Raw genomic sequence first — 21,149 nt, forward strand, 5'->3', positions numbered from 1 at the left:
CAAAATGGTCGGCATTAGCATGACGGACATGACCACGAAGTCCACCCGCCCGGGCGGCCGCAGCGCGGCCGTCCTCGCGGCGGTGAAGGCGGCCGTCGAAGAGCTCATCGCCGAGCGCGGGCGGGGCGCCATCACGATCCCGATGGTGGCAGAGCGCGCGGGCGTGAACCCGACGAGCGTGTACCGGCGCTGGGGCGATCTGCAGACGATGATCAACGACATCGCGACCTACCGGCTCGACCCCAATCGGCCGCTTCCCAACACCTCCGACCTGCGTCGCGACGTCGAACTGTGGGCCGAGGAGTTCGTAGCCCACTACTCGAAGCCCGTCAACGCCGCGCTGCTGCGCGCCGGCGCCGGCGCCGCGGGCGACGTCGAGAGCGACTGCCTGCGGAATCGTCGCGTCGAGGCGTCGCTGCTGATCGAGCGTGCGCCCGAGTCCTTCGGGCTCGATCCGGAAGAGCTGATCGACTACGTCATCGCGCCGATCATCTACCGCATCATCTTCTCGCCGTGGACGGTCGACAAGACGACGGCGCCGCGCCTCGTCAGTCGGCTGTTCGCGCGGGTGCCGATCGCGTAGGCGGCGGCCCCGGGATCACGTGGTGGAAGCCGCGCAGGGCGCACGTTTTCGCGGAAAAGGTGCGCCGCAGCGCCCATCGACCGCAGTCACTCCGTTGCGGCAGGGACCGGCGCAGCGCGGAGGCCGTCGACGACGAGGTCGAGCAGGCGTGCCGCCTGAGGACGCCAGTCGGATGCCGGGTCGAGGCGCCACAGGAACCCGACGGCGAGCAGCACGTCTTCGGCGCTGAGGTCGGCCCGCAGCTCGCCCGCGGCCTGGCCGCGCTCGAGCAGGTGGAAGATCGCCGCCGTGAGCGTGTTGTGGATCTCGTCGCGCTCGAACGGCACCGATTGCGTGGCCGCGTCGAGCGCACTCTTGAGCCCCACCTTCGTCATGCCGTACTGCGCCATGCGGTCGAACCAGGTGCGCAGCGCCGCGGTCGGCGCGAGGTCGGCGAGCCACGGGGAGTAGGCCGCATCGACGAGCTCTTCCACCTCATGGCGGTACGCGGCGACCACGAGGTGGTCGCGCGTCGGGAAGTGCCGGTACAGAGTTCCAGCGCCCACGCCCGCAGTCTTCGCAATGGAGTTCAGCGATGCGTCGGGGTCGGCGGTGAGCGCCTCGAGGGCCACGCCGAGGATGCGGTCGTAGTTGGCCTGCGCGTCGGCGCGCTTCTTGACTTCGGGCTTCGTTTCAGGCATCCGTCGACAAACTGTACTTGCTAAGCGGAGAGTTCTCCGCTACTGTTCTAGGAGTCACCGGAGAACTCTCCGGTTCGGACCAATCGTACACCCTCCCAACTTTGAAAGGCGGGCCGTTCTATGTCTAGAACCCTGGGTATGCCTGCAACCAAGGCCGCGAATCCCACCATCGCCTTCACGATCCTCGCGCTCGCCGTCGCCTCGCTGACCGCGCTGCAGTCGCTCATGGCACCCGTGCTGCCGGCGATGCAGGCCGACCTGCACACGACGCAGACCGGCGCCACCTGGATCATGTCCGCCTGGCTTCTCTCCGCCGCCGTCGCCACCCCGCTCATCGGGAAGGCCGGCGACCTGTTCGGCCGCAAGCGGGCGATCCTCGCGGTGCTCGGCGCCATCGCGGTCGGCACGCTCGTGTCGGCGCTCGCTCCCAACCTCTCGATCGTGCTCGTCGGTCGCGTGCTGCAGGGCTTCGGCTACGCCGTGACCCCGCTCGCGTTCGGCATGATCCGCGAGATCTACCCCGCACGCCGCGTGCCCGGTGCCATCGGGCTGCTCTCGTCGATCCTCGCGATCGGCAGCGGCATCGGCGTCGTGCTCGCCGGCCCGATCGAGTCGGCGCTCGACTGGCGCTGGCTGTTCTGGCTGCCGATGATCCTCGTCGTGCTGCTCGGCATCGCCGCGGTGTTCCTGCTGCCCGAGTCGGGCGCCCGCACCGAAGGCCGCTTCAACGGCCGCGCCGCCGTGCTCATGGCCGGCTGGCTCGTCGCCCTTCTGCTGCCGCTGTCGGAGGGCCGCACCTGGGGCTGGACCAGCCCCGCCACGCAGGGCCTGTTCGTCGTGGCCGCCGTGCTGCTCGTGCTCTGGATCGTCGTCGAGTCGCGCGCGCAGCACCCGATCATCGACATGCGCCTGATGCGCACGCCCGCCGTGTGGACCACCAACCTCGTCGCCCTGCTCTTCGGTGCGACCATGTTCGGCATCCTCACCTTCCTGCCGCAGCTGGTGCAGACGCCGACCGCGTCGGGCTACGGCCTCGGCCTCACGGTCACCGGCGCCGGCCTCGTGCTGCTGCCGATGGTCGTCGGCATGGGCGTCACCGGGCCGATGAGCGCGCGCATCTCGCACCGCGTCAGCTTCCGCATGCAGCTCGTGTGGACCTCGGTGATCTCGACGGTCGCCACCGCCGGCATCGCCCTGGTGCATGACTCGGCGCTCGTGATCGCGGCATGGGGCCTGTTCTACGGGGTCGGGCTCGGCTTCGCCTACGCGGCGCTCTCGAGCCTCGTCGTGCAGAGCGTTCCGCACCACCAGACCGGTGTCGCGACGGGCATGAACGCGAACATCCGCGTCATCGGGGGCGCGGTCGGAACGGCGGCAGTCACCAGCGTCGTGACCGCGCACGCCACCGCGACCGGCTTGCCGGTCGAGGGCGGCTACATCGGCGGATTCCTGCTGGTCGCCGTGTTCGCGCTCATCGCGATCGGAGCGGCGCTGCTGGTGCCGCGCCGCTCCGCGGTGATCGAGCAGGTGGATTCCGCGCCGGAGCCTCGTCACGAGGTCGAGGTCGAGTTCCTCGACGCGGCCTGAGGCCCAGCACCCAGTCGTCGATAAGTCGGCGATTGTGCGCTCAAAAGACGACTAGGTGACGACCTGGCTCAGGTGAGCGCGAGAGGCGCCGAGACCGCGGCCGGGTCACCGCTGAAGGCGGATGCCTCGATCAGCGCGGCGTCGGCAGCGGGTTGCCAACCACCCGACGTCCAGCGCTGCAGCGGCCTCGTCGAGCCCTGCACCGTGACCGTCGCGGTCTCGCCGGGCTCGAGCCACACCGGGGTGAAGCCCAGCAGCACGCGATGCGGGAAATCCGCGGCATCCGTCACGCCGTACAGCTGAACCACGTGGCGGCCGCGACGGTCGCCCGTGTTGGTGATGGTGACGGATGCCTCGAACGACTCGTCCGCCACAGCGCCGACCGTCACGCCCGACAGCGCGAACGAGGTGTACGACAGCCCGAACCCCAGCGGGAACGCGGCGGCATTCCCGTCGCGGTCGAGCAGCCGCTGGCCGTGCCAGCGGTCGTACGTGATCGCAGTGGCGTTCTTGTCGAAGAACGGCAGGTGCTCTTCTGTCGTCGGCACCGAGTACGGCAGGCGGCCAGTCGCGTCGACAGCGCCGAGCAGCACGTCGGCGAGGGCGTGACCGCCCTCCGACCCCGAGTACCAGGCGAGCACGACCGCGGGCACGTCATGCCGCCACTCCTCGGTGATGACCGCGCCGGCCGCGACCAGCACGACGACCGTCCGCGGGTTCGCTGCCACGACGGCCCTGATCAGCTCGACATCGCCCCCCAGCAGGCGAAGCGACGAGCGGTCGCCGCCGATCTCGCCCCCCATGAGCCCCGACGGGTTCGCGACCAGCGCCGGGTCGACTTCGGGGCCGGCCGGCGGGTACAGCGCGAACAGCGCGGGGTCGTTCATCGACTCGCCGCCGACGTATTCGCCCTCGTCCTCCGCGGTGTAGCCCACGACGACGACCGCGACCTCCGCGTCCTCCGCGGCCTGCGCCGCACTGTCGAGGTCGGTGAACGCGACGTCGGTGATCACCGCATCGGGCAGCGCCGCGCGCAGCCCGGCGAGCGGGGTGACGACCGAGGGCGAGCGCACGTCGCTCGAGCCGTGATCGCCCGTGTTCCCAAGGTCGGCGAGGCGGCCGATGACGGCGACGGATGCCAGATCGCGAGGCAGGGGCAGCAGCGGCGCGGCGTCGGCCGAGGCATCCGCATCGCCTGCGACCGGGTCGTTCTTGAGCAGCACCATCGCCTCTGCGGCGGCTTCGCGGGCGAGCGCGCGGTGCTCGGCAGAGAAGACGACGTCGGCAGAGGGCTCGTCGTCGAGCGGCCGGGCGTGGTAGGCGAGCTGCGTGGCAAGGATGCGCCGCGCAGAGCGGTCGACATCGGCCCACGACGCGTGCCCGGAATCCAGCGCCGTGCGCAGGCGCGCAGCGCGCTGCTGAGCGAACGGCTCCTCGACGTCGAGCCCGTTGGTCAGCGAGAGTGCCGCGTCGCGCAAACCCCAGATGAAGTCCGAGACGGTGAGCCCGGTGAAGCCCCATTCGTCGCGCAGGATCCGCTGCTGCAGCTGCGCGCTCTGCCCCGCCCACTCGCCGTTCACCGAGTTGTACGCGGTCATCAGCGCGTCGACGCCCTCTTCGACGAGCCGCCGGAAGTGCGGCAGGTAAACCTCGTGCAGGGTCTCGTCCGAGGCGGTGACGTCGACCGAGAACCGCGCGTTCTCCATCGAGTTGAGCGCGTAGTGCTTGGCGACGCCCATCGCATGGCGTTGGATGCCGCGCAGCAGCGCAGCCCCCAACCTGCCCAGGATCACGGGGTCCTCGCCGTAGGTCTCCTGAATGCGACCCCACGCCGGGTGCCTCGGCAGGTTGATGCAGATGCCGCCGAAGAAGTTCGCCCCCTGTGCCCTGATCTCAGCGCCGATCGCGCGCCCGATGCGCTCCTCGAGCTCGACGTTCCAGGTCGCGCCGCGCGCCATCGAGACGGGGAACGCGGTCGAGTGGCCGATCACGGCGCCGCGCGGTCCGTCGCTGAACCGCAGGCCGGGAATCCCCAGCCGGTCGATCGCGCCCATCACGATCGGCGTCGTGTTGTAGCCGACGTCGCGCATCTCGGTCATGCCCGCCCAGAACTCCTGGTCGCCGTCGAGCAGCGCAAGCTTCTCGTCGGGAGTCAGCAGCCCGAGCAGAGCCTCGGTCTCGGCGGCGAGATCGGCGCCGGCGACGACTCCGGCGACGGCTTGTTCGAAGGGCGACGGCGTCGACTCAGACATGTCATCAGACTATGAGAGCGGATGCCTGCGCCGTAGGGCCGTGCGCAGTCGCGACGATCTCGACCGCTAGCACTTGAACTGGTGCGCCTCGGGAATGCAGACCTGATCGGAGTTCACCAGACCGCCCTGATACGGCGTCAGCGTGATCTTCCCGCTCTTCACGGCGACGTCGAGCGTGAGCGAGAACTGCGCGACGGTGTGGAACGGCGTGTTGACGGCATCCGACTGCAGGCTCGTGATCTCGCCGTCGGCTGTCGATTTCACCTGCATCGCCTTCGCGTCGAATGCGAGCTGCGGCGCGCGGGTCAGCTGGTAGGTCACCGATTGCTCCGCCGTGAGATTGAAGAGATTGCGGATGCCGTCGGCGAGACTGCACCCGTCTGCGAGGGTCGGCTGCGTGAAGCATCCGTTCAGCAGCGTCGTCGCGTCGGCGACGGACTGCTGGCTCAGCTTGCTCGACGGCGTGACGCCGAGCGTGACCGCGGCGGTCGCGCCCGTGACGGAGACCTTCTGCGGCGCCGGCGAGAACAGGCCGCTCGACGCGCCGAGCGCGAACGAGTACGTGCCGGGCAGCGCCGGCACCGCGACGACCCCGTCGCCGCCGGGTAGCGGCAGCGAGATGCCGTCGACCGAGAGCGAGTCCGCCTGGTTGCCGCTCGCGACCGTCACGTCGACGCGGGCGATGGGGGCGTTGGTGATCTGCCAGGCGGGTCGGGTGAGGAATCCGCTATGCACGAGCGCGAGGTCGACGGTCGCCGTGTGCTTCGCGCCGTGCTGCGTGTAGGCGACCGTGCCGGAGGCCGCGTTGCCATGCCGCACAAAGGTGCCGGCGCTCACGTTCGCGATGCCGCGGTCGGCCTTGCCGTAGACCGCATTGCCGAGCAGCAGGCCGTTCGGCACCGAGTCGGCCGGGGTGGAGCTCAGCGCGAGCGCATCCTGCGCCTTGCCATCGGCGAGCAGCTGCCAGAACCGTGTCGCCGTCTGGGCGGGCGCGGTCGGCCGCTGCAGCTGCGCCCAGCCGACCACTGCCGCGACGATGACGACGACGAGAGCCGCGCCCGCGATGATGAAGGGCGCGCGGCGGCGGCGTCGGTCGGCGGCGGGCATACGCACCAGAGTACGGGGACCCGCCTGACCGATCCGTCAGGCCTGGGCGATCCTTACGAGGTTGCCAGCGGGGTCGCGGAACGCCGCGTCGCGCTGCCCCCATGGCATGTCGGTGGGCTCCTGCAGGATCTCCGCGCTGCCGGCCGCCGAGATCCTCTCGAACGTCGCGTCGAGGTCGTCCGTCGTGAAATTGATCATCTGCAGCTCGCCCTTGGCGAGCAGGGCGGCGACCGCGTCGCCGTTCTCCTGCGAGCGGCCGCCGTGCGGCTGCTCGAGCACGATCTGGATCTCGGGCTGGGTCGGGGTGCTGAGCGTGATCCAGCGGTAGCCGCCGTTCTCCGCCTCGAAGAGCTTCGTGAAGCCGAGAACGTCGCGATAGAAGGCGAGCGAGGCGTCGGGGTCGTCGACCAGGATGTGCACGCCGCTGAGTGAGACTGTCATGCTTCGAGGCTAGGCAGGGGCGAGAGCGGATGCTTCTTCAAAACTGCTCTCTTGGCGGGCACGTCGCGGGCGGGTGATCAGCATCAGCTGGCACGGAGCGACCGGGCGCAGGGCGCTGTGGTCGCGGACCCGGTAGGCGCTCGGCGTCTCGCCGACGAGCTCGGTGAAACGCGCCGAGAATGAGCCGAGGCTCGTGCAGCCGACGGCGAAGCAGACGTCCGTCACGCTCTGGTCGCCCCGGCGCAGCAGCGATTTCGCCCGCTCGATGCGCCGGGTCATGAGGTAGGAGTACGGCGTCTCGCCGTACTCGGCGCGGAAGCGGCGGCTGAAGTGCGCCGCCGACATGAGCGCCGTGCGAGCGAGGGCCGGCACGTCCAGCGGCTGCGCGAACTCGCGATCCATCCGGTCGCGCGCTCGCCGCAGCCGGCGCAGCTCATCGAGGTCAGGCACGGCTCAAGTCTGCGCGGTCAGGCGGAAGATGCGCAGCGTGCGGCCGGCCGCGACCTCGTACTTCCGATAGCCGGGCCACTGGCGCTGGATCGTCGCCCAGACCTCCTCGCGCTCCTCGCTCGGCACGAGCGCGGCCGTGACGGGAATCCGCCGCCCTTTGTAGTCGATCTCTGCACGCGGGTGGGCGAGCAGATTCGCCGTCCACCCGGGGTGCGTGTCGCGCGCGAAGTTCGAGCCCGTGATCAGCCAGGTGCCGCGGTCGGGCACGCACATCAGCTCGGTCCGGCGGCGCTCGCCCGTCTTGGCGCCGATCGTGTGCAGCACGAGCGCCGGCATCAGGATGCCGCTCGCGGTCACCCGCCCGCCGGTGAGTCGTGTCATGAACCGCTCGAACGGCGGCATGATCCTCGGGCCGACGCGGCGGAACCACCGCGTGCGAGAGACCCACGCGACGGCGGCGCGGAAGGTGCGGAGGGGCGAGGCCACCCCTTCAGTGTGACGTACGGCGCCATGCCCTGCGCTCGCCGCGCGGCACCTCACGCCGGTCACGCGGCAGCGCGAAGCCGACGACGACGAGCCACACGAGACCGAGGAAGCGGCCGACCGGAAGAAGCACGGTGAAGCCATCCCAGAGCAGGGTCAGCGTCGCGACCTCGCAGACGGCCGCGAGCGCGAGACCCGCCCAGGCGAGCCAGCGCGGTACGAGCCCCACGATCACCGACGGGACCGCGATGCCGGCCAGCAGCAGCCCGAGCGGCACCACGAAGCCGGGGCCGCCGAGGGCGAAGGCCAGGTCGTGCAGGGCGCGGCGGGTGATGCCGGCCCCGGCATCCGCAAGCTCGGGCCTGCTCAGCACCCACGTGACCAGCCCTGAGATCGCGAGCGAAGCCGACGCGAGCAGGCCGCCCGCCAGAGCGATGGTCGGGCCCGGCACGCGCACGCCGAGCCGATTCAGGCGAACGGATGCCGATGCGGCGACGATCGCGAGCGGAATCGCCGAGCCGAACGTGAACAGCGCGGTGAGCACCGCGGCGAAGGGGTGGTCGGCGAAATAGCCCGTGACCTGCGAGCTCGACTCGAACGGGGACGGGTAGACGCGGCCGGCGATCGCAGCGGGCAGCAGCACCCCGATCAGGGCGAGCCCGAGTGCGACGGTCGCGACGGGCCCGAGCGGTGGGCCGTCCGGATGGCGGCGGGCAGACGCGTCGCGCGGCATCCGCAGGCCATTCGTTTCTGTCACGAAATGATTCATAGCACTGAATGATTGCGGCTGCTAGGGTTTTTTCATGACGAACCGCGGGCCCGAGCCTTGGCAGCCGGTGGCGTTCCTGCTCGCCCAGGTCGGCGGCTTCGCCGCGCAGCGCTTCGCCGAGCGGGTCGGCGAGCTGGGTCTGCAGCCGAGCGATGTCGGGATTCTGCGCATCATCAGCCGGCACGAGGGCGCGCTCAGCCAGCAGATACTGGCCGGGTTCCTCGGCGTCGGGCCCAGCCGCGTCGTCGCCCTGATCGACGGGCTGGAGAAGAAGGGCCTCGTCGCGCGCGCGCGCAGCGCGCGTGACCGCCGCAACTACGAGCTGACGCTGACGGATGCCGGCCGCGACGTCATGGCGAGAATGCGCCAGGTGGGCTCTGCGCACGACCGCGACCTCACGGGCTCGCTGACCGCCGACGAGCGCGCGACCCTCGGCGCGCTGCTCGGCAAGCTCGCCGCGGTGCACGGCCTCGCAGAGGGCGTGCACCCCGGCTATCGCAGTTGAGCGACGCTAGGCGGTGAACCGGTCCAGCGCGGCGCGGATCACCTCGTGATCGACGACGTCGGGCTCGCCCGACGATGAGAGCGTGCCGTAGAGCTCGCCGCCGACGAAGATCGGGATGCTGCCGCCCCAGAACTTGTACTCGTCGCCGAGCCCGTCGGCGACCGTCGGGTCGGCGTCCTTCTTGAAGCGGGCGAGCAGCGAGCTGTGCCCGAAGTGCTTCACCGTGAGCCGCTTCCCTGCGATCACGTCGGCGTTCCCCTGGCCGGTGGTGCCGAGCTGCGCGCGGTAGGCGAGCTCATCGCCGATGTGCACGTCGATCGCCAGGTTCACACCCCAGTCGCGGATGATCCCGACGGCGATCTCGCCGAGGCGCACCGCGTCGTCGCGGGTGAAGGCGTCGAACTCTGCACGAGGCTCGGCGGCGAGCTGGTCAAGGGTGTAGGTGGGCTCTGCGTGAGGCATCCGTCGGCCTTTCAAGTCGAATCGATTCGGGTATGACTCGAACCTAACCTGCGCGCGCCCCTGAAGGGGTTCCTTTGCATCGCCTCGGCGGTACTTTTGCGGCATGACGTTCAACGAGAACGCCGACATCTCGAGCGGGAAGGTCAGCCGCCGCGGCGGTGGCCGCGGGATGAAGATCGGCGGGGGTGCGGGCGGCGGCGCGATCGTGATCGTGATCATCGTGCTGCTGGTGCAGCACTTCACGGGGGTCGATGTGAGCGGGGTCGCCGGCGGTCTCTCCGGCCTGCAGGGGCAGCAGATCGACACGAGCGGTGACGAGCAGCTGCAGTGCACCGCGGCGGAGGCGAACAAGGACGCGAACTGCCGGATTCAAGGGGCGGCCGCGCTGTTGCAGGACTACTGGTCGAAGCAGGTGCAGGGCTACACCGACCCGCAGGGCATCGTGATCTTCGATCAGTCGACGACGACCGGGTGCGGCGCGGCTTCGACCGACATGGGGCCGTTCTACTGCCCGACCGACCAGACGATCTACATCGACCCGAAGTTCTACGACGAGCTCGCGCAGCAGTTCGGCGAGGAGGCCGGCGCGCTCGCGCAGCTCTATGTGATCGGCCACGAGTGGGGCCACCACATTCAGAACATCACGGGCACGATGAAGGGCAAGAACCTGTCGGCGACCGGGGCGTCGTCAGACTCGGTGCGACTCGAGCTGCAGGCCGACTGCTACGCCGGCGCGTGGATCGGAGACGCACAGGCCGAGACCGATGAGAACGGGCAGCACTACCTGAACCCGGTCACCAAGGACCAGATCGCGGATGCTTTGAAGGCCGCCGCCGCTGTCGGCGACGACCACATCCAGCAGGCGACCCAGGGGGCTGTGAACCCCGAGTCGTTCACGCACGGCACGAGCGCCGAGCGTCAGAAGTGGTTCACCACGGGGCTGAACGGCGAGCCGGTCGACTGCCAGACCTTCGGCATCCCGGCGTCGCAGCTCAGTTAGGCCTATGCGGCGATCCTCGGCGGCATAGCCGCCTCGGCGGGTTTCGCGCGATTGCGATGCAATCGGTCCTAGCTCAACCTGCGAGCTTCGCCTCGAGCTCGGCATCCGTCGGCTCGACGAAGTGGCTCTCGTCGGGGAAGACGATCACCGGAATGCTCTTGCGACCGCTGATCGCCTCGGCGCGCGCGGCGCCGTCGAGGTCGGCCTCGACATCGACGTAGTCGTAGTCCACATCGAGTCGGTCGAGCAGCGCCTTCGAGCGACGGCAGTCACCGCACCAGGAGGCGCCGAACATGGTGATCTTGTCAAAGGTCTCGGGGTTGGCCATGCCTCGATGTTACGTGGGCACGTGCAACAGCAGCTGACGGTAGAACTGTTCGCCGCGCACCAGCGCATCGACGGTCACCTGCTCATCGATGCCGTGGATCGCGGCGCGCTCGCCCGCCGACATGGCGAGCGGCGCGAAGCGGTAGGTCGCGTCCGGCGTGAACGGGTGGAAGTGACGGGCGTCGGATGCCGCCAGCATGACGTATGGCACCACGACCGCCTCCGGGTAGGCGGCCCCCACGGCATCCGTGATCGATCGCCACTGCGCGTTGTCGGTGCGTGACTCGGGGCTCGCGGGGTAGCCCTCGAGCAGGTCGATCGTGATCGACTCGTCGCGGATCGTCCTTGTGAGCGTCGTGACGACCTGCTCGACCGAGTCGCCGACCGCGAGTCGCAGGTTGAGTACGGCGCTCGCCGTGTTCGGGATCACGTTGTGCGCCGTGCCCGACTCGAGCATCGTGACCGCGAGGGTCGTCTGCACGATCGCGGCCGGCTCGCCGCCGAGGCGGGCGAGCACCCGCGCCGCGACGGGCCCCAGTCGCGGAGTGACCGTGACAAGCACCTTGCCGATCCCGGTCGCGACGCCGTCGTACGCCTGGAACATCGAGCGCGCCGTGTGGTTCAGCCGTTTCGGGAACGGGTTCCGGCGCAGCCGGGTGAGCGCCTTCGCGAGCCGCTCCGGGGCGCTCGGTGCGCGGCTCGGAGTGGCGGCGTGGCTGGGCGGCGCGGTCGCGGTGAGCCGCGCCGTGACGGCGCCCTTCTCGGCGACGCCGACCATCGCGCTCTGCCTGTCGAGCGCGGGCAGCGGCGCGTTGACGACGGCTCCGCCCTCGTCGAGCACAAGCCAAGGGCGGATGCCGCGGGCGTGCAGCTCCTCCGAGATCGTGCGCGCTGACGGCCCCGTCGTCTCCTCGTCGCCGCCGAGGCTGACAAGCACCGTGCGCGCCGGGGTGCGTCCCGCGGCGAGCAGGTTCTCGACCGCGTCGAGCAGGGTGACGAGCGCGCCCTTGTCGTCGACGGCGCCGCGGCCGTGCACGACGCCGTTCTCGATGCGGCCGGAGAACGGGTCGAAGCCCCACTCGGCGGCGACCGCCGGCACGGTGTCGAAGTGCGCCATGAGCACCACCGGATCACCCGAGACCTCCCACGTGAAGAGGAACCCGCGCTCGCCGATGCGCTCCTTCTTCAGGTGCTCGTGCACGAGCGGGTACAGCTCTTCGAGCAGCGACTCGAAGGCGCCGGTGCCGTTCGCGACGACAGTGGCAGAGACCGTGTCGAGTTGAATCAGCCGACTGAGGCGCTCGGCGATTCCAGGGCGAACGGGCGAGGCATCCGTCGCGGGTGTTTCGGGCACTCCGTCAGCCTACGAGCCGAACGGGGTCGCCATATTCCGCCAGCTCCTTGTCCGCAGTGAGGAAGAGCATGGCCTCGAGCTTTGCTTGAGTGATGAGCATTCGATCGAAGGGGTCGCCGTGGTGCAGCGGAAGATCGGAGACCGCGAGCGCGTGCCGAGCACTCAGATCGAGTTCCTCGAATCCGCTTTCGAGGAGCACAGAGCGCAATCGTCGCGGTTCGACCAGGGACGAGTCGTCTCGCCCGAGTCCGAACTTGATGCTCGCCTCCCAGATGCTGACCGTGCTGAAGTAGGGCGCTGCCAACTCGTCGACGATGGCCTCACGAGCCGCTTGCGGCAGTCGAGCGGGCAGTGTTTTTGCCCAGATCAGCAGATGAGTGTCAAGAAGGATCTTCACTGGGGAAGATCTCCGACTGGTCGAACAGTGCCTTGACTTCAGCTTCGATCTCAGGGGTGAACATCGCGTCTGGGTCCCTGCCAAGCCACTCGAGCCCGCCCAATCGAGGCAGTGAAGGGCGATCGGTGAACTTCGTCAGTTGTGCCACTGGCTTGCCCGCGCGCGCGATGACGATGGTCTCGCCCGCCTCGACGTCTTCTACAAGCCTTGAGAAATGCGTCTTCGCCTCGTGGATGTTGACCTGCTTCACGATGTCCTCCTGATGGACTAACTCAGGTGGACTAAGGGTATGTCGATTGCTCATGCGGCGAAACTAGTGGCCGAAGGAGTGCGGCCGCGCGGACGCGACCGAGATTGTGGATGGCGACCGGTGTGGGCGCCAGTGCTGGGCGAGTCCGACGCAGCTCAGCGCATCGGGCCGCTCCAATGGCCGAAGGCGGAGCCGATCGAGCTGGCGACAACGAGCACGCCGGTGCCGATCCAGGCGAGCATCCGATCCTTGTCGCTCTCGACGCCGACGAGCGGGCGGCGCAGGTTGTCGGTCGTGAGCCCGGTGAGCACGAGGATCACGTCGATCGCCCACCAGACGCCGAGGCCTCCGAGGGTGATCAGCTTGAGGATGCCGGTGCCGACCTTCCCCAGATAGAAGCGGTCGACGCCCGCCCAGCCGAGCACGAGCGCGAACAGCCAGGTCGCGGTGAACGACTTCGGCGCCGAGGCCGGCATATAGCCGCCGACGGGGGCGGCAGGTGTGGTGGTCATGAGGGGTCCTTCCGTGTGCGTATGCCGGAAGCATCCCGCCGCCGCACGCCCGCCACAACGGACGGAAGTACCGGGCACCAGGGCCCGAAGTACCGCTCGCATGCCGGGCGGTGCGGCACCCTGGCACCCCGCCCGGTGCTCACGGCAACCGCGAAGTGGGGGGAGAGGCAATCGCATTCGCTGAATTACTGTCAACTCTCAAGGGGTTGGGGGACGGATGCTGACACCACAGCAGCTGGACCGAGCTGTCGGCGCCGTCACTGCGTCGGCGGCAGGGGACGCGCTCGGAGCGCCGTATGAGTTCCGCGCGTCAACCCTGCCGCCGACGCCGATCACCCTCCATGCCGCACCGCCGTGGGGACTCGGCGAGTGGACCGACGACACCAGCATGGCGGTGCCGATCCTGCAGGCGGTGGCCCGGCACAAGCCGCTCGACGACGCCCACACCCTGGCTGCGATCGTCGGCGAATGGATCGGCTGGGCGCGCCAGGCCAAAGACGTCGGACTGCAGACGCGGGCGGTGCTCGCAGGCATCCGCCATGTCACTGAGAACGATGCGCGCGCATCGGCGCTGGCCGTCCATCGCGAAGCAGGGCGGTCGGCGGGCAACGGCTCGCTCATGCGGACGGGGCCGGTTGCGCTCGGCTATTTGCGCGATGGGCAGGCGGATGCCTTGGCCGCGGTCGCCCGTCGCGTGAGCGAGCTGACGCATCACGAGACGGATGCCGGCGACGCGTGCGTGATCTGGAGCCTGGCGATCCGCTCGGCGATCCTCACCGGCGGGCTCGAGCTGCGCACCGCCATCGACACGCTGCCCGCCGAGCGGGCCGCGGTGTGGCACGCGCGTCTCGACGACGCGGAGGCCGTGCTGCCGTGGGAATTGCGCGGCAACAACGGGTGGGTCGTCGTCTCGCTGCAGGCGGCGTGGTCGGCCCTGACCCACAGTTCTTCCCTGCGCGAGGCGCTCGAGCTCGCCGTGCGCAGCGGAAACGACACCGACACCGTCGCGGCGATCGCGGGCTCTCTGGCGGGAGCTGTCTACGGGGCCGCGGCGGTGCCGGCTGAGTGGCTCAAGGTGCTGCACGGGTGGCCCGCAGACGAGTTCCGCGCGTTCGGGGCCGCCGAGCTCGCTGAGCTCGTGCGCAAAGCGGTCGACTACTGAGGTCCGACCGTCCAACTGCCCACCGCGGTGACGGCGATCACCGCAGGGGACGACCCGAGGTGGATGGTTCCCGTGTAGGGCCCGCGGTGGGTCGTGATGCCGACCGTGGCGATCGGGTCCTCGGTGTAGCCCGTGATCGCGAACTCACCGTTGCCGTGGTGCGCGGCGTTCAGCGCGCGGGCGTCGCCGTCCCACAGGAATACGGTGTCGCCGATTCCGTCGCCGGTCGAGTGCATCACGCGTGCGGCGCTCATCGGGGCGATGGTCACCGACCAGTCGCCGTCTGAGATGACCTGCAGGTATGCGGCATCCGCCGTGTTGTGCACACCCCAGACGGTGGTGCCCTGGTAAGCACCGGTCGTCATGACGGGCTGGTCGCCCGTCACTTCGAGCGCGGGTCCGCGCATCGTCAGCGCGAACTCACCGTCGCCGGTGTTGCGTGCGGTCAGGACACCGGCCTGGGCGCCTTCCGGCAGTTCGATCAGCGCGTTCCCCGAGCCGTGGTGCGTGACGGCGTTGAACTCCCCGAAGGCGTCCTTCGCCCACACTTGGGCGTCCCAGATCGTGGACTCGTGCGGCCCGTCGGGGTCGGCGATGATCGGGTTCGTCGCTGCGGGCACGGGCAGCGGCTCTGCCTCGGCCTCTTCGCCTCCGGCGGTCACGCCGACGGTGATGATGCCCGCGACGAGTGCGCCGACGGCGATGGTGGTCGCCCAGAATCCGGCCCGCTTGCGGTTGCGGTTGACGGCTTCGCTGTTCATGTCGTTCTCCTGTGGTCGGGGCAGGCGTTACGCGAGGGTCAGTGTCCAGGCACCGGTCGCGGTCACCGCGATGATCGCCGGCACGTTGTCGACGAAACGGGACTCGCCCGTGAACGGGCCGGTCTGCGTGAACTCGAGGCCGTCGGCGTGGTGGTTCTGCGCGAAGGCGGTCACGCCGAAGGCGGCGTCGCCGTCGTGCTCGGCGTCCAACTGGCCGGGCTTGCCGTCGTAGAGGAAGACGGCGTCGCCGTCACCGCTGACGGAGGCGGACATCGGGATGGCTGCAGAGAGCGGCGCGACGATCAGCGACCAGTCGCCGTCGGCCGTGATCTGAATGGCGGCCGTTTTGGAGGCCTCGGGCGCAGTGCGCAGACCCCAGACAGTGGTGCCGTGGTACTCGCCTGTGGTGTTCACGACCTGCTCGCCGCTCGACTCGCCGTCGGCGTCGATTATGGTCATGGCGAAGTCGCCGTCGCCCTGGTGGCGGGCGATCAGGATGCCCGCGTCGGCTCCGTCGGGCAGTTCGACGACCACGTCGCCCGAACCGGAGTGGGTCGCGGTTGTGAAGTCTCCGAGGGATTCCGCCCACGCGAGCGCCTCGGACTGCAGATCGGTCGGCTGGTGCACTACCGTGGCCGCGGCCGGCTCGTCGGCTTCCGCGAGGGTTCCGTCAGTGGTGGCGTTGAAAGTGATGATGCCGGCTGTGATCAGAGCCACGGCGGTTGCGCCCGCGGCGAGGGCCAAGGCGCCTGCCGCGGCGGCTGCCGGATTCGATGTTCGTCACGTCGGTTTCCTTATGTGCTAAATAGACGCAACAAAGATACAAGATGAAACTGAGCGGATGCCGGGTGGGACGCGGTCGGCGCGTTCCCTCTCGCGCATTTCGATGAGGGAACAGGTTTGGAACGGGGTGGGGCTCCTAGCGAATGAGTTGCGCCCGCGGGTGCTTGCCCTTCCAGGCCTGATCTGCCGTCAGCGCAGGCAACTCGAGGCGTTCGGCGAGCGCCAGGCAAAGCCGGTCTGCGAGTGAGAGGCCTTGGCCGCGCACCCACAGCGCGGAGGCGCGTTCCGCATCCACTTCGAGGACGGAGGTGACCGTGAGCCCGTAGCTGCGCAGCAGGCTGCGCCCTGTCTGCCATCTGAGGCCGAGGAACCGCGTCTTCTGCGCCACTTCGGCCCAGTTGGCTGCGCCGCAGAACCCACCTGCCGAGAGTTCCCGCTCGACGACATCTGCTCCGGGTTCCCCCTTGAGAAAGGCGATCAGAGCGGAGGCGTCGAACACGACGCCCGTCATGATTCCCCGGCGTCCTCGCGTGCGGACTCCGCGCGACGCTCGGCGAAGAGCTCTTCCAGGATGTGGGAACCGGCCAACTCTGCGCGGATGAGTTTCAGCGCTTCGGACCGCTCCATCACGTTCACGCCGTTGTCGGTTTCCACGGCGATCAGAGTGACGCCCTCTTCCCAGCCGAAGCGCGCTCGTAGGTCAGCCGGGAGCACGACTCGCCCCTTGTTTCCCACCGTCATGAAGTAGGACCCACCCATGCGGTGACGGTACCACTGAGAATGTCATGCGGCCAGGGTAGGCCGGCGTACGGTGCTCGATCGGCGGCGGGAGCCCCTGGGGCGGATAACTCGAGGGCAGCGTTCCGGTGCTGGGGAAGATGTCGCAGATCGCGAAGTGGTGCGGGCGCTCTCTCGGGATGTTTTGGGTGTAAAGGATTCAATCGCTAGTGCGTGAAGTGCCAGATCGCGTATGCGCTGAGCACCACGGCCGCGTAGGCGGTGAACAAGCCGCCAATGACGGCGAGGCAGCCGACGGCGAGACGTCGTCCGCGCCGTCGCTGTGGACGAACCGGTGTGTAGCCGGCAGGTGCCGACTTCGTCGACTCGGCAATGTCCAGTTGAGCAAGCGCAGGCGAGATATCTACTGAGCTGGGGTTGCCGGTGTGCCACGTCCCGAATCGAGACGCCGCTGCAGCGACGCGCGCGACTTGTTCGTCGCTGAACTCACGACGAGTCTGGAGTCTGGTCAGCAGGTGCTCAACCGGCACAACATCGACATGCATATCTGCGGACGGTCGCTGCTTGACGTTGAGGCGCCTGACCCCGACCAAAGTGATGAGGCCGGTTACAGGCACGGTGAGTCCCGACGCGCGCGATAGAGCCTGGCTCGCGCGCCACGCTTCGTGGCTCGACTTGCGCAGATAGTCGACTGGCGCGCCGGCCACGTACATCGCGTGGTCTCCGACCCAGGCGTCCGCGCCCGCATGATGTTTCGTATTCAAGGTGAATACGCCGGCCGGGCCGATAACGACGTGGTCGATGTCGCTGGTTCCGCGTCCGACGGGCACAGAGTGCAGGACGGTCCACTCCGAAGGAAGCCCGCGCAGGACCATGGCGACATGCCGTTCGCCGAGCGCGCCGACGTACCAGGACTGTGCGTCCTTGCTGACGAAGGACTTGCGTGGGTTGGCATCGATGCGCAGTTCGCCCGACTCGACGAAACCCGTCAGTTTCTCGAGCAGAGACTGTGCCGGCACTCGGCTGCGCAGATCGTGTGGATCCGGGAGCGAGGGTTGCGGCAACGTCGTGGTTCGCGGGCTTGGTGATTGTGTTGCGTCCGCAGGGACCGAAAAACTCGGCGCCGTGAGGGATGGCGCTCGAGCCCCGCCAGGCGGCGCCTTCTCAACCGAGCGGAGATAAAAGGTCCAGGCGGTCCCGTCCCACCAGCGCCAGAACTCGTTGTTCTCAGGCGTGAGGTACCAGCCCATGGGCGCCGCGGGCGCGGGACCAGGGAGAACCGCGAGCGGGTCCTCGTCCGCTCCCGCAGGTTCTGCCGCGTGCGCGCTCACCACGAAAAGCTAGCGTTGCCGCCAGCAACGCCGCGCCCCCAATGCGGGTGCGCTGATGAAGGCTGGGTGGCGCGCGCTCAGAGTTTGAACTCGTTGTTGCGATCACGGACGTTGTCGACTCGCGTCGCTGCCCGAACTCCGGCGATGGGTTGGCTCAGACGGACTGAAAGATGAATCCGAGAACTGACCACACGGCGCCGGTCATCGCAGCCACCCCGCCGAGTGCCCACACCCCGCCGAGTGCCCACACCCCGCGGATGAGCTTCATCACGGTCACGCTCCCGCGTAATTCCGAGAACTCCGCGACGTTGGCACGGTCTATTGCCGGGGGCGGCACCTGGGCCGAAGCACGCAAGGTCGCGGCGACCGACGCGGCGCGAGCGACTGTGGCTGAGGCATCCGCACCCCATAAAGCCGGCTGCTTCGTGAGCCATCCTCGCGGGCACAGCCCGCTCGGCGTCCGGCGCGTGAACGACCCACTGGGTCGTCACTCATAGCGCCGAACGCAGCCCTGCCGCGTCGACGAGGTGGACGCCGTCGAGGTCGCGCTTGCCCGCGAGCTCCTTCGGGTCGACGAAGGCGAGCACGGGGTGGGCGGTGACGGGGAATCCGACCGCTTCGGTCAGCCGCTTCGACGCGCGCTCTGCCTCGAACACCGAGTTGCGGATGTAGGGCTTGGCCTGGCCACTCACGAAGATCAGGCTGCGGCCCGTCGAGATGCGCTGGCCGGAGTGGTGCTTCGTGTTGATGGTGAAGACTCCGGCGGGGCCGATGACCACGTGGTCGATGTCGCTGTCACGGTTGCCGACGGGCACCGAGTGCAGCACAACCCACCCCTTGGCTGCATCGAGGCGCGCCAGCTCGCGGCCGACGGCCAGCTCGCCGAGCGCGCCCGTGAACCACGGCAGCGCGTCGTCCGTGAGCGGGCTGAGACCCAGGATGTCGGCGATACGCTTGCGCCCCGTCAGCTTGCTCTGCTCGGCGAGGCATTGGGTGATGACGGATGCCGCGGGCGGCCGGCTTGCGAGCGATGCCGTGGGCGCGGCGGATTGTGTGAGGTCGGTCACCACCTCTGTCTATTGCGCGGGCGCGCCGCACCTGCAGCGCCAGTGGGTGGGGCGGACGGGTCGGTCGGGCGCCACCGGCGGTTCAATCGGCGGCGGGCGCGAATTCGTACTTGACTTTCAGGCCATTGCCCTTGCTGTAGGCCCAGATCTTCGTGTGCTGCAGCCTGCCAACCACGACTCCAGGCGACGTCTCGATTTTTGCCGCAAAGTCGCGCGCTTGCTGCAATGAAACAAGCAAGGGGAGTTCTGGTTGGTACCGTTTCGGAATGAGCGTGTCCGCGGCGAACTCGTTCGCCTCTGATTCCTTGTGCTGCAGTTCCTCTGAGGCGTAGTCGCCGGTGATGAACGCGTCTCGCTTCCCATGCAGTAGTACATGGGCAATCTCATGGAGAAGGGTGAACCAGAGTTGGTCATCTGATTTGTGTCGTAGCGACAGCTGAATCACCGGGCGGTCATCAATCCAACGTGTCGCCCCGGAACAGCGCGTTCCCTGTACGTCCGGGACGAACAGGACGACCACGCCCGCGTCGCGAGTGAGCTGTTCGAGTTGCGGGAGGAACTCGCTTGGGTCCGACTTTGTGGCAAGCGCGCGAATGGCTGGGATGTTCTGGCGGAGCAGCTCCTTATTGAACGGCTTCGACTCCACCGTCTTGGAAGCAAGCTCGCCGAGGCGCAGCCAGGCTGCGACGGCGCCGGGTTTTGCCGCAAATGCGGTGGATTGCCGAAAGGCCGCGGCGGGTGACTCCCAAAGCCGACGCCAGGCTTCCGTGTTGGCCACCCCGAAGAAGCTATAGACCTCTTGAAGCACTTCGGGGCTGCGCGCGGAACTAGTAATCACTCCGCTCTTGCGGAGCGCAGGAAGAGGCAACTCATCTAGAAAGTCGAGTTGCCTCTCAAGCGCGGCGCGAGCGTCATTTCGCGCGAGATCGCCGCGGTACTGGGACTCGAGTGCGTTCCATGTGCGCGCGGGGATGCGAGTGACGGCCTCGAGCTTCAGCGCAGTGTCCTGGCTGAGGGGCGCGATGCCCTTGATGATTTGGTTGAGGGTCTTCTTGCTCAGGTCGATGCGATCGGCCAACTCGGCCTGCGTCATCGAGTTCTCGTCGAGCCACTCCTGGATGGTCTCGCCAGGAGCGACGGCGTAATCAGGAGCGAAGTAGGACATTACGTTCTCTCCAGGGTTTCTTCTCAGTGATAGTCGACTACTCCGCGGATGGTGATGCGTGTCACCCAGGACCAGTCGACTCCTCCGTCGGGGAGGGTTGGGGTGGGAGGGGTCGCCTCGAAAACGAGGCGATAGGGATGATCAAGGTCGCAGGCCCATTCGCCCGCGCGGTCGGCAGAGAGTGGGTGGAAGCGGCCGGGCAGTGGCCTTAGGTCGGCGACGTTGTCAACCGCGCGCAGGGTGTTGAGCCTGCGTTCGATCAGGCTGGCGCGTTTGTCACCGTTGCGGCGCACGAGCGTGCGATGGCTTTCGGCTTCGCGACGAAACGATTCATCCTCGAAATCAACATCCACGTCACCTCATTTACCTAATACGTAAACGATAATAGCACGGCTGGTCTGGACTCGCTAGGAGCCAGCCGTCACCGCCGCCTGCCGCGCGCGGAACTTCGATGCCTTCACGCGGTTGCCGCATGTCTTCATCGAGCACCAATCGCGTCGGTGCCCGCGCGAGGTGTCGAGGTAGACCTGCGTGCACTCGTCGCGGCTGCACTCGCGCAACAGGCCGGCGTTCGGGCCGCCGACGATCTCGATCGTCTCGCGTGCGAGCGATGCGAGCGCCTGCGGCACTGTGCCCGAGCGCTCGAGCCTGCCGTCGGCGAGCGCGACCGAGACGGGCAGCTTCTCGGCGTAGGACGCGACCGTCGCCGCGGCATCCGTCGGCAGCTCGTCACCGGCCACACGCGCGTAGGCGAGCGCGTAGATCGCCTCGCGCAGCTCGATCGCCTTTTTGAGATCGGATGCCGATGCCGACGTCGCGACATCGAGCATGCCCGACTCGCTGAACCACGCGTCGAGGTCGCTCGGCTCGGTGAGCTTCTCGCTCGGCTCGTCGTTGCGGCGCGCGCGCAGAGTGCCGACGAAGTCGAGGGCGAGCGTGCCACACGGGAACCGGTGAATCATGTAACCAGTCTGACTAGTGAC

28 protein-coding genes are annotated in these 21,149 nt (G+C 68.5%); 5 read left to right on the top strand and 23 right to left on the bottom strand.

Features of this window, described 5'->3' with window-relative positions; genetic code table 11:
- The first annotated feature begins 28 nt into the window (after positions 1-28).
- A complete protein-coding gene (locus D7I44_RS08620; protein ID WP_245980150.1) occupies positions 29-583 on the top strand; it encodes a TetR/AcrR family transcriptional regulator in 555 nt (184 codons plus the stop codon).
- An 86-nt stretch (positions 584-669) separates the two neighbouring features.
- On the opposite strand, the gene D7I44_RS08625 is transcribed toward D7I44_RS08620, so the two are convergent.
- Entirely contained in the window at positions 670-1,263 is a 594-nt protein-coding gene (locus tag D7I44_RS08625) for a TetR/AcrR family transcriptional regulator (RefSeq protein ID WP_120789123.1), read from the bottom strand.
- A 138-nt stretch (positions 1,264-1,401) separates the two neighbouring features.
- On the opposite strand from D7I44_RS08625, the gene D7I44_RS08630 reads away from it, so the two are divergent.
- Positions 1,402-2,850, top strand: coding sequence for an MFS transporter (locus D7I44_RS08630; RefSeq protein ID WP_120789124.1), 1,449 nt, complete (start codon positions 1,402-1,404; stop codon positions 2,848-2,850).
- Between the two features lie 68 nt (positions 2,851-2,918).
- Here D7I44_RS08630 and D7I44_RS08635 read toward each other — a convergent pair whose 3' ends face one another.
- The 6 genes from D7I44_RS08635 to D7I44_RS08660 form a co-directional block, all read right to left on the bottom strand.
- Entirely contained in the window at positions 2,919-5,102 is a 2,184-nt protein-coding gene (locus D7I44_RS08635; RefSeq protein ID WP_120789125.1) for a beta-glucosidase, read from the bottom strand.
- Between the two features lie 66 nt (positions 5,103-5,168).
- On the bottom strand, positions 5,169-6,209 hold the full coding sequence (locus D7I44_RS08640) for a hypothetical protein (RefSeq protein WP_120789126.1): 1,041 nt from the start codon (positions 6,207-6,209) through the stop codon (positions 5,169-5,171).
- 36 nt (positions 6,210-6,245) lie between these two features.
- Positions 6,246-6,650, bottom strand: coding sequence for a VOC family protein (locus tag D7I44_RS08645; protein ID WP_120789127.1), 405 nt, complete (start codon positions 6,648-6,650; stop codon positions 6,246-6,248).
- 9 nt (positions 6,651-6,659) lie between these two features.
- Entirely contained in the window at positions 6,660-7,052 is a 393-nt protein-coding gene (locus tag D7I44_RS08650; protein ID WP_120790864.1) for a helix-turn-helix transcriptional regulator, read from the bottom strand.
- A gap of 51 nt (positions 7,053-7,103) precedes the next feature.
- On the bottom strand, positions 7,104-7,586 hold the full coding sequence (locus D7I44_RS08655) for a nitroreductase family deazaflavin-dependent oxidoreductase (RefSeq protein ID WP_181445636.1): 483 nt from the start codon (positions 7,584-7,586) through the stop codon (positions 7,104-7,106).
- Positions 7,587-7,590: 4 nt separating this feature from the next.
- Positions 7,591-8,340 (bottom strand): hypothetical protein, encoded by a 750-nt coding sequence (locus D7I44_RS08660; RefSeq protein ID WP_245980152.1) that lies wholly within the window; start codon positions 8,338-8,340, stop codon positions 7,591-7,593.
- A 46-nt stretch (positions 8,341-8,386) separates the two neighbouring features.
- Here D7I44_RS08660 and D7I44_RS08665 point away from each other — a divergent pair, with 46 nt between their 5' ends.
- Positions 8,387-8,857 (top strand): MarR family winged helix-turn-helix transcriptional regulator, encoded by a 471-nt coding sequence (locus tag D7I44_RS08665; RefSeq protein WP_120789130.1) that lies wholly within the window; start codon positions 8,387-8,389, stop codon positions 8,855-8,857.
- 6 nt (positions 8,858-8,863) lie between these two features.
- On the opposite strand, the gene D7I44_RS08670 is transcribed toward D7I44_RS08665, so the two are convergent.
- A complete protein-coding gene (locus tag D7I44_RS08670; RefSeq protein WP_162940153.1) occupies positions 8,864-9,319 on the bottom strand; it encodes a heme-binding protein in 456 nt (151 codons plus the stop codon).
- Between the two features lie 103 nt (positions 9,320-9,422).
- Here D7I44_RS08670 and ypfJ point away from each other — a divergent pair, with 103 nt between their 5' ends.
- Entirely contained in the window at positions 9,423-10,319 is an 897-nt protein-coding gene (ypfJ, locus tag D7I44_RS08675; RefSeq protein ID WP_120789132.1) for a KPN_02809 family neutral zinc metallopeptidase, read from the top strand.
- Between the two features lie 73 nt (positions 10,320-10,392).
- Here ypfJ and D7I44_RS08680 read toward each other — a convergent pair whose 3' ends face one another.
- From D7I44_RS08680 to D7I44_RS08700, 5 genes are all read right to left on the bottom strand, one after another.
- Positions 10,393-10,647: a glutaredoxin family protein gene (locus D7I44_RS08680; RefSeq protein WP_120789133.1), complete on the bottom strand. Its 255-nt coding sequence runs from the start codon at positions 10,645-10,647 to the stop codon at positions 10,393-10,395.
- 9 nt (positions 10,648-10,656) lie between these two features.
- Positions 10,657-12,000: a M20/M25/M40 family metallo-hydrolase gene (locus tag D7I44_RS08685; protein ID WP_120789134.1), complete on the bottom strand. Its 1,344-nt coding sequence runs from the start codon at positions 11,998-12,000 to the stop codon at positions 10,657-10,659.
- Positions 12,001-12,004: 4 nt separating this feature from the next.
- Entirely contained in the window at positions 12,005-12,397 is a 393-nt protein-coding gene (locus D7I44_RS08690) for a type II toxin-antitoxin system VapC family toxin (protein WP_120789135.1), read from the bottom strand.
- Complete coding sequence (locus tag D7I44_RS08695) at positions 12,381-12,647, bottom strand: type II toxin-antitoxin system Phd/YefM family antitoxin (RefSeq protein WP_245980160.1); 267 nt, start codon at positions 12,645-12,647, stop codon at positions 12,381-12,383. The genes D7I44_RS08690 and D7I44_RS08695 overlap by 17 nt, the downstream gene beginning before the upstream one ends.
- A 155-nt stretch (positions 12,648-12,802) precedes the next feature.
- Complete coding sequence (locus D7I44_RS08700; RefSeq protein ID WP_245980162.1) at positions 12,803-13,159, bottom strand: TM2 domain-containing protein; 357 nt, start codon at positions 13,157-13,159, stop codon at positions 12,803-12,805.
- Positions 13,160-13,376: 217 nt separating this feature from the next.
- On the opposite strand from D7I44_RS08700, the gene D7I44_RS08705 reads away from it, so the two are divergent.
- The gene (locus tag D7I44_RS08705; RefSeq protein ID WP_120789136.1) at positions 13,377-14,321 is read left to right on the top strand and encodes an ADP-ribosylglycohydrolase family protein; all 945 of its coding nucleotides are present in this window, start codon (positions 13,377-13,379) and stop codon (positions 14,319-14,321) included.
- Here D7I44_RS08705 and D7I44_RS08710 read toward each other — a convergent pair.
- From D7I44_RS08710 to D7I44_RS08750, 10 genes are all read right to left on the bottom strand, one after another.
- Positions 14,315-15,082: a hypothetical protein gene (locus D7I44_RS08710; protein ID WP_120789137.1), complete on the bottom strand. Its 768-nt coding sequence runs from the start codon at positions 15,080-15,082 to the stop codon at positions 14,315-14,317. The genes D7I44_RS08705 and D7I44_RS08710 overlap by 7 nt on opposite strands.
- A gap of 27 nt (positions 15,083-15,109) precedes the next feature.
- Positions 15,110-15,799 carry a hypothetical protein gene (locus D7I44_RS08715; protein WP_162940154.1) on the bottom strand — a complete coding sequence of 230 codons (690 nt, stop codon included), beginning with the start codon at positions 15,797-15,799 and terminating at the stop codon, positions 15,110-15,112.
- 202 nt (positions 15,800-16,001) lie between these two features.
- Positions 16,002-16,376, bottom strand: a complete 375-nt coding sequence (locus D7I44_RS08720; protein WP_120789139.1) for a type II toxin-antitoxin system VapC family toxin — start codon at positions 16,374-16,376, stop codon at positions 16,002-16,004.
- Complete coding sequence (locus D7I44_RS08725; protein ID WP_120789140.1) at positions 16,373-16,624, bottom strand: AbrB/MazE/SpoVT family DNA-binding domain-containing protein; 252 nt, start codon at positions 16,622-16,624, stop codon at positions 16,373-16,375. The genes D7I44_RS08720 and D7I44_RS08725 overlap by 4 nt, the downstream gene beginning before the upstream one ends.
- A gap of 185 nt (positions 16,625-16,809) precedes the next feature.
- Positions 16,810-17,934 (bottom strand): nuclease-related domain-containing protein, encoded by a 1,125-nt coding sequence (locus D7I44_RS08730; protein WP_162940155.1) that lies wholly within the window; start codon positions 17,932-17,934, stop codon positions 16,810-16,812.
- Positions 17,935-18,088: 154 nt separating this feature from the next.
- Entirely contained in the window at positions 18,089-18,211 is a 123-nt protein-coding gene (locus D7I44_RS18655) for a hypothetical protein (RefSeq protein WP_281271708.1), read from the bottom strand.
- A 214-nt stretch (positions 18,212-18,425) separates the two neighbouring features.
- Complete coding sequence (locus D7I44_RS08735; RefSeq protein ID WP_162940156.1) at positions 18,426-19,001, bottom strand: nuclease-related domain-containing protein; 576 nt, start codon at positions 18,999-19,001, stop codon at positions 18,426-18,428.
- Between the two features lie 82 nt (positions 19,002-19,083).
- The gene (locus tag D7I44_RS08740) at positions 19,084-20,166 is read right to left on the bottom strand and encodes an ImmA/IrrE family metallo-endopeptidase (protein ID WP_120789143.1); all 1,083 of its coding nucleotides are present in this window, start codon (positions 20,164-20,166) and stop codon (positions 19,084-19,086) included.
- A 23-nt stretch (positions 20,167-20,189) separates the two neighbouring features.
- Positions 20,190-20,519, bottom strand: coding sequence for a type II toxin-antitoxin system RelE/ParE family toxin (locus tag D7I44_RS08745; RefSeq protein ID WP_120789144.1), 330 nt, complete (start codon positions 20,517-20,519; stop codon positions 20,190-20,192).
- A 54-nt stretch (positions 20,520-20,573) separates the two neighbouring features.
- On the bottom strand, positions 20,574-21,128 hold the full coding sequence (locus D7I44_RS08750) for a CGNR zinc finger domain-containing protein (protein WP_120789145.1): 555 nt from the start codon (positions 21,126-21,128) through the stop codon (positions 20,574-20,576).
- Positions 21,129-21,149 lie beyond the last annotated feature (21 nt).

This window comes from Gryllotalpicola protaetiae (genome assembly GCF_003627055.1).
Classification (GTDB): domain Bacteria; phylum Actinomycetota; class Actinomycetes; order Actinomycetales; family Microbacteriaceae; genus Gryllotalpicola; species Gryllotalpicola protaetiae.

Coding starts and splice junctions, on each gene's coding strand:
- D7I44_RS08620 (WP_245980150.1), top strand. CDS start 29: ATGACCACGAAGTCCACCCGCCCGGGCGGCCGCAGCGCGGCCGTCCTC.
- D7I44_RS08625 (WP_120789123.1), bottom strand. CDS start 1,263: ATGCCTGAAACGAAGCCCGAAGTCAAGAAGCGCGCCGACGCGCAGGCC.
- D7I44_RS08630 (WP_120789124.1), top strand. CDS start 1,402: ATGCCTGCAACCAAGGCCGCGAATCCCACCATCGCCTTCACGATCCTC.
- D7I44_RS08635 (WP_120789125.1), bottom strand. CDS start 5,102: ATGTCTGAGTCGACGCCGTCGCCCTTCGAACAAGCCGTCGCCGGAGTC.
- D7I44_RS08640 (WP_120789126.1), bottom strand. CDS start 6,209: ATGCCCGCCGCCGACCGACGCCGCCGCCGCGCGCCCTTCATCATCGCG.
- D7I44_RS08645 (WP_120789127.1), bottom strand. CDS start 6,650: ATGACAGTCTCACTCAGCGGCGTGCACATCCTGGTCGACGACCCCGAC.
- D7I44_RS08650 (WP_120790864.1), bottom strand. CDS start 7,052: ATGGATCGCGAGTTCGCGCAGCCGCTGGACGTGCCGGCCCTCGCTCGC.
- D7I44_RS08665 (WP_120789130.1), top strand. CDS start 8,387: ATGACGAACCGCGGGCCCGAGCCTTGGCAGCCGGTGGCGTTCCTGCTC.
- D7I44_RS08670 (WP_162940153.1), bottom strand. CDS start 9,319: ATGCCTCACGCAGAGCCCACCTACACCCTTGACCAGCTCGCCGCCGAG.
- ypfJ (WP_120789132.1), top strand. CDS start 9,423: ATGACGTTCAACGAGAACGCCGACATCTCGAGCGGGAAGGTCAGCCGC.
- D7I44_RS08680 (WP_120789133.1), bottom strand. CDS start 10,647: ATGGCCAACCCCGAGACCTTTGACAAGATCACCATGTTCGGCGCCTCC.
- D7I44_RS08700 (WP_245980162.1), bottom strand. CDS start 13,159: ATGACCACCACACCTGCCGCCCCCGTCGGCGGCTATATGCCGGCCTCG.
- D7I44_RS08705 (WP_120789136.1), top strand. CDS start 13,377: ATGCTGACACCACAGCAGCTGGACCGAGCTGTCGGCGCCGTCACTGCG.
- D7I44_RS08710 (WP_120789137.1), bottom strand. CDS start 15,082: ATGAACAGCGAAGCCGTCAACCGCAACCGCAAGCGGGCCGGATTCTGG.
- D7I44_RS08720 (WP_120789139.1), bottom strand. CDS start 16,376: ATGACGGGCGTCGTGTTCGACGCCTCCGCTCTGATCGCCTTTCTCAAG.
- D7I44_RS08725 (WP_120789140.1), bottom strand. CDS start 16,624: ATGGGTGGGTCCTACTTCATGACGGTGGGAAACAAGGGGCGAGTCGTG.
- D7I44_RS08740 (WP_120789143.1), bottom strand. CDS start 20,166: ATGTCCTACTTCGCTCCTGATTACGCCGTCGCTCCTGGCGAGACCATC.
- D7I44_RS08750 (WP_120789145.1), bottom strand. CDS start 21,128: ATGATTCACCGGTTCCCGTGTGGCACGCTCGCCCTCGACTTCGTCGGC.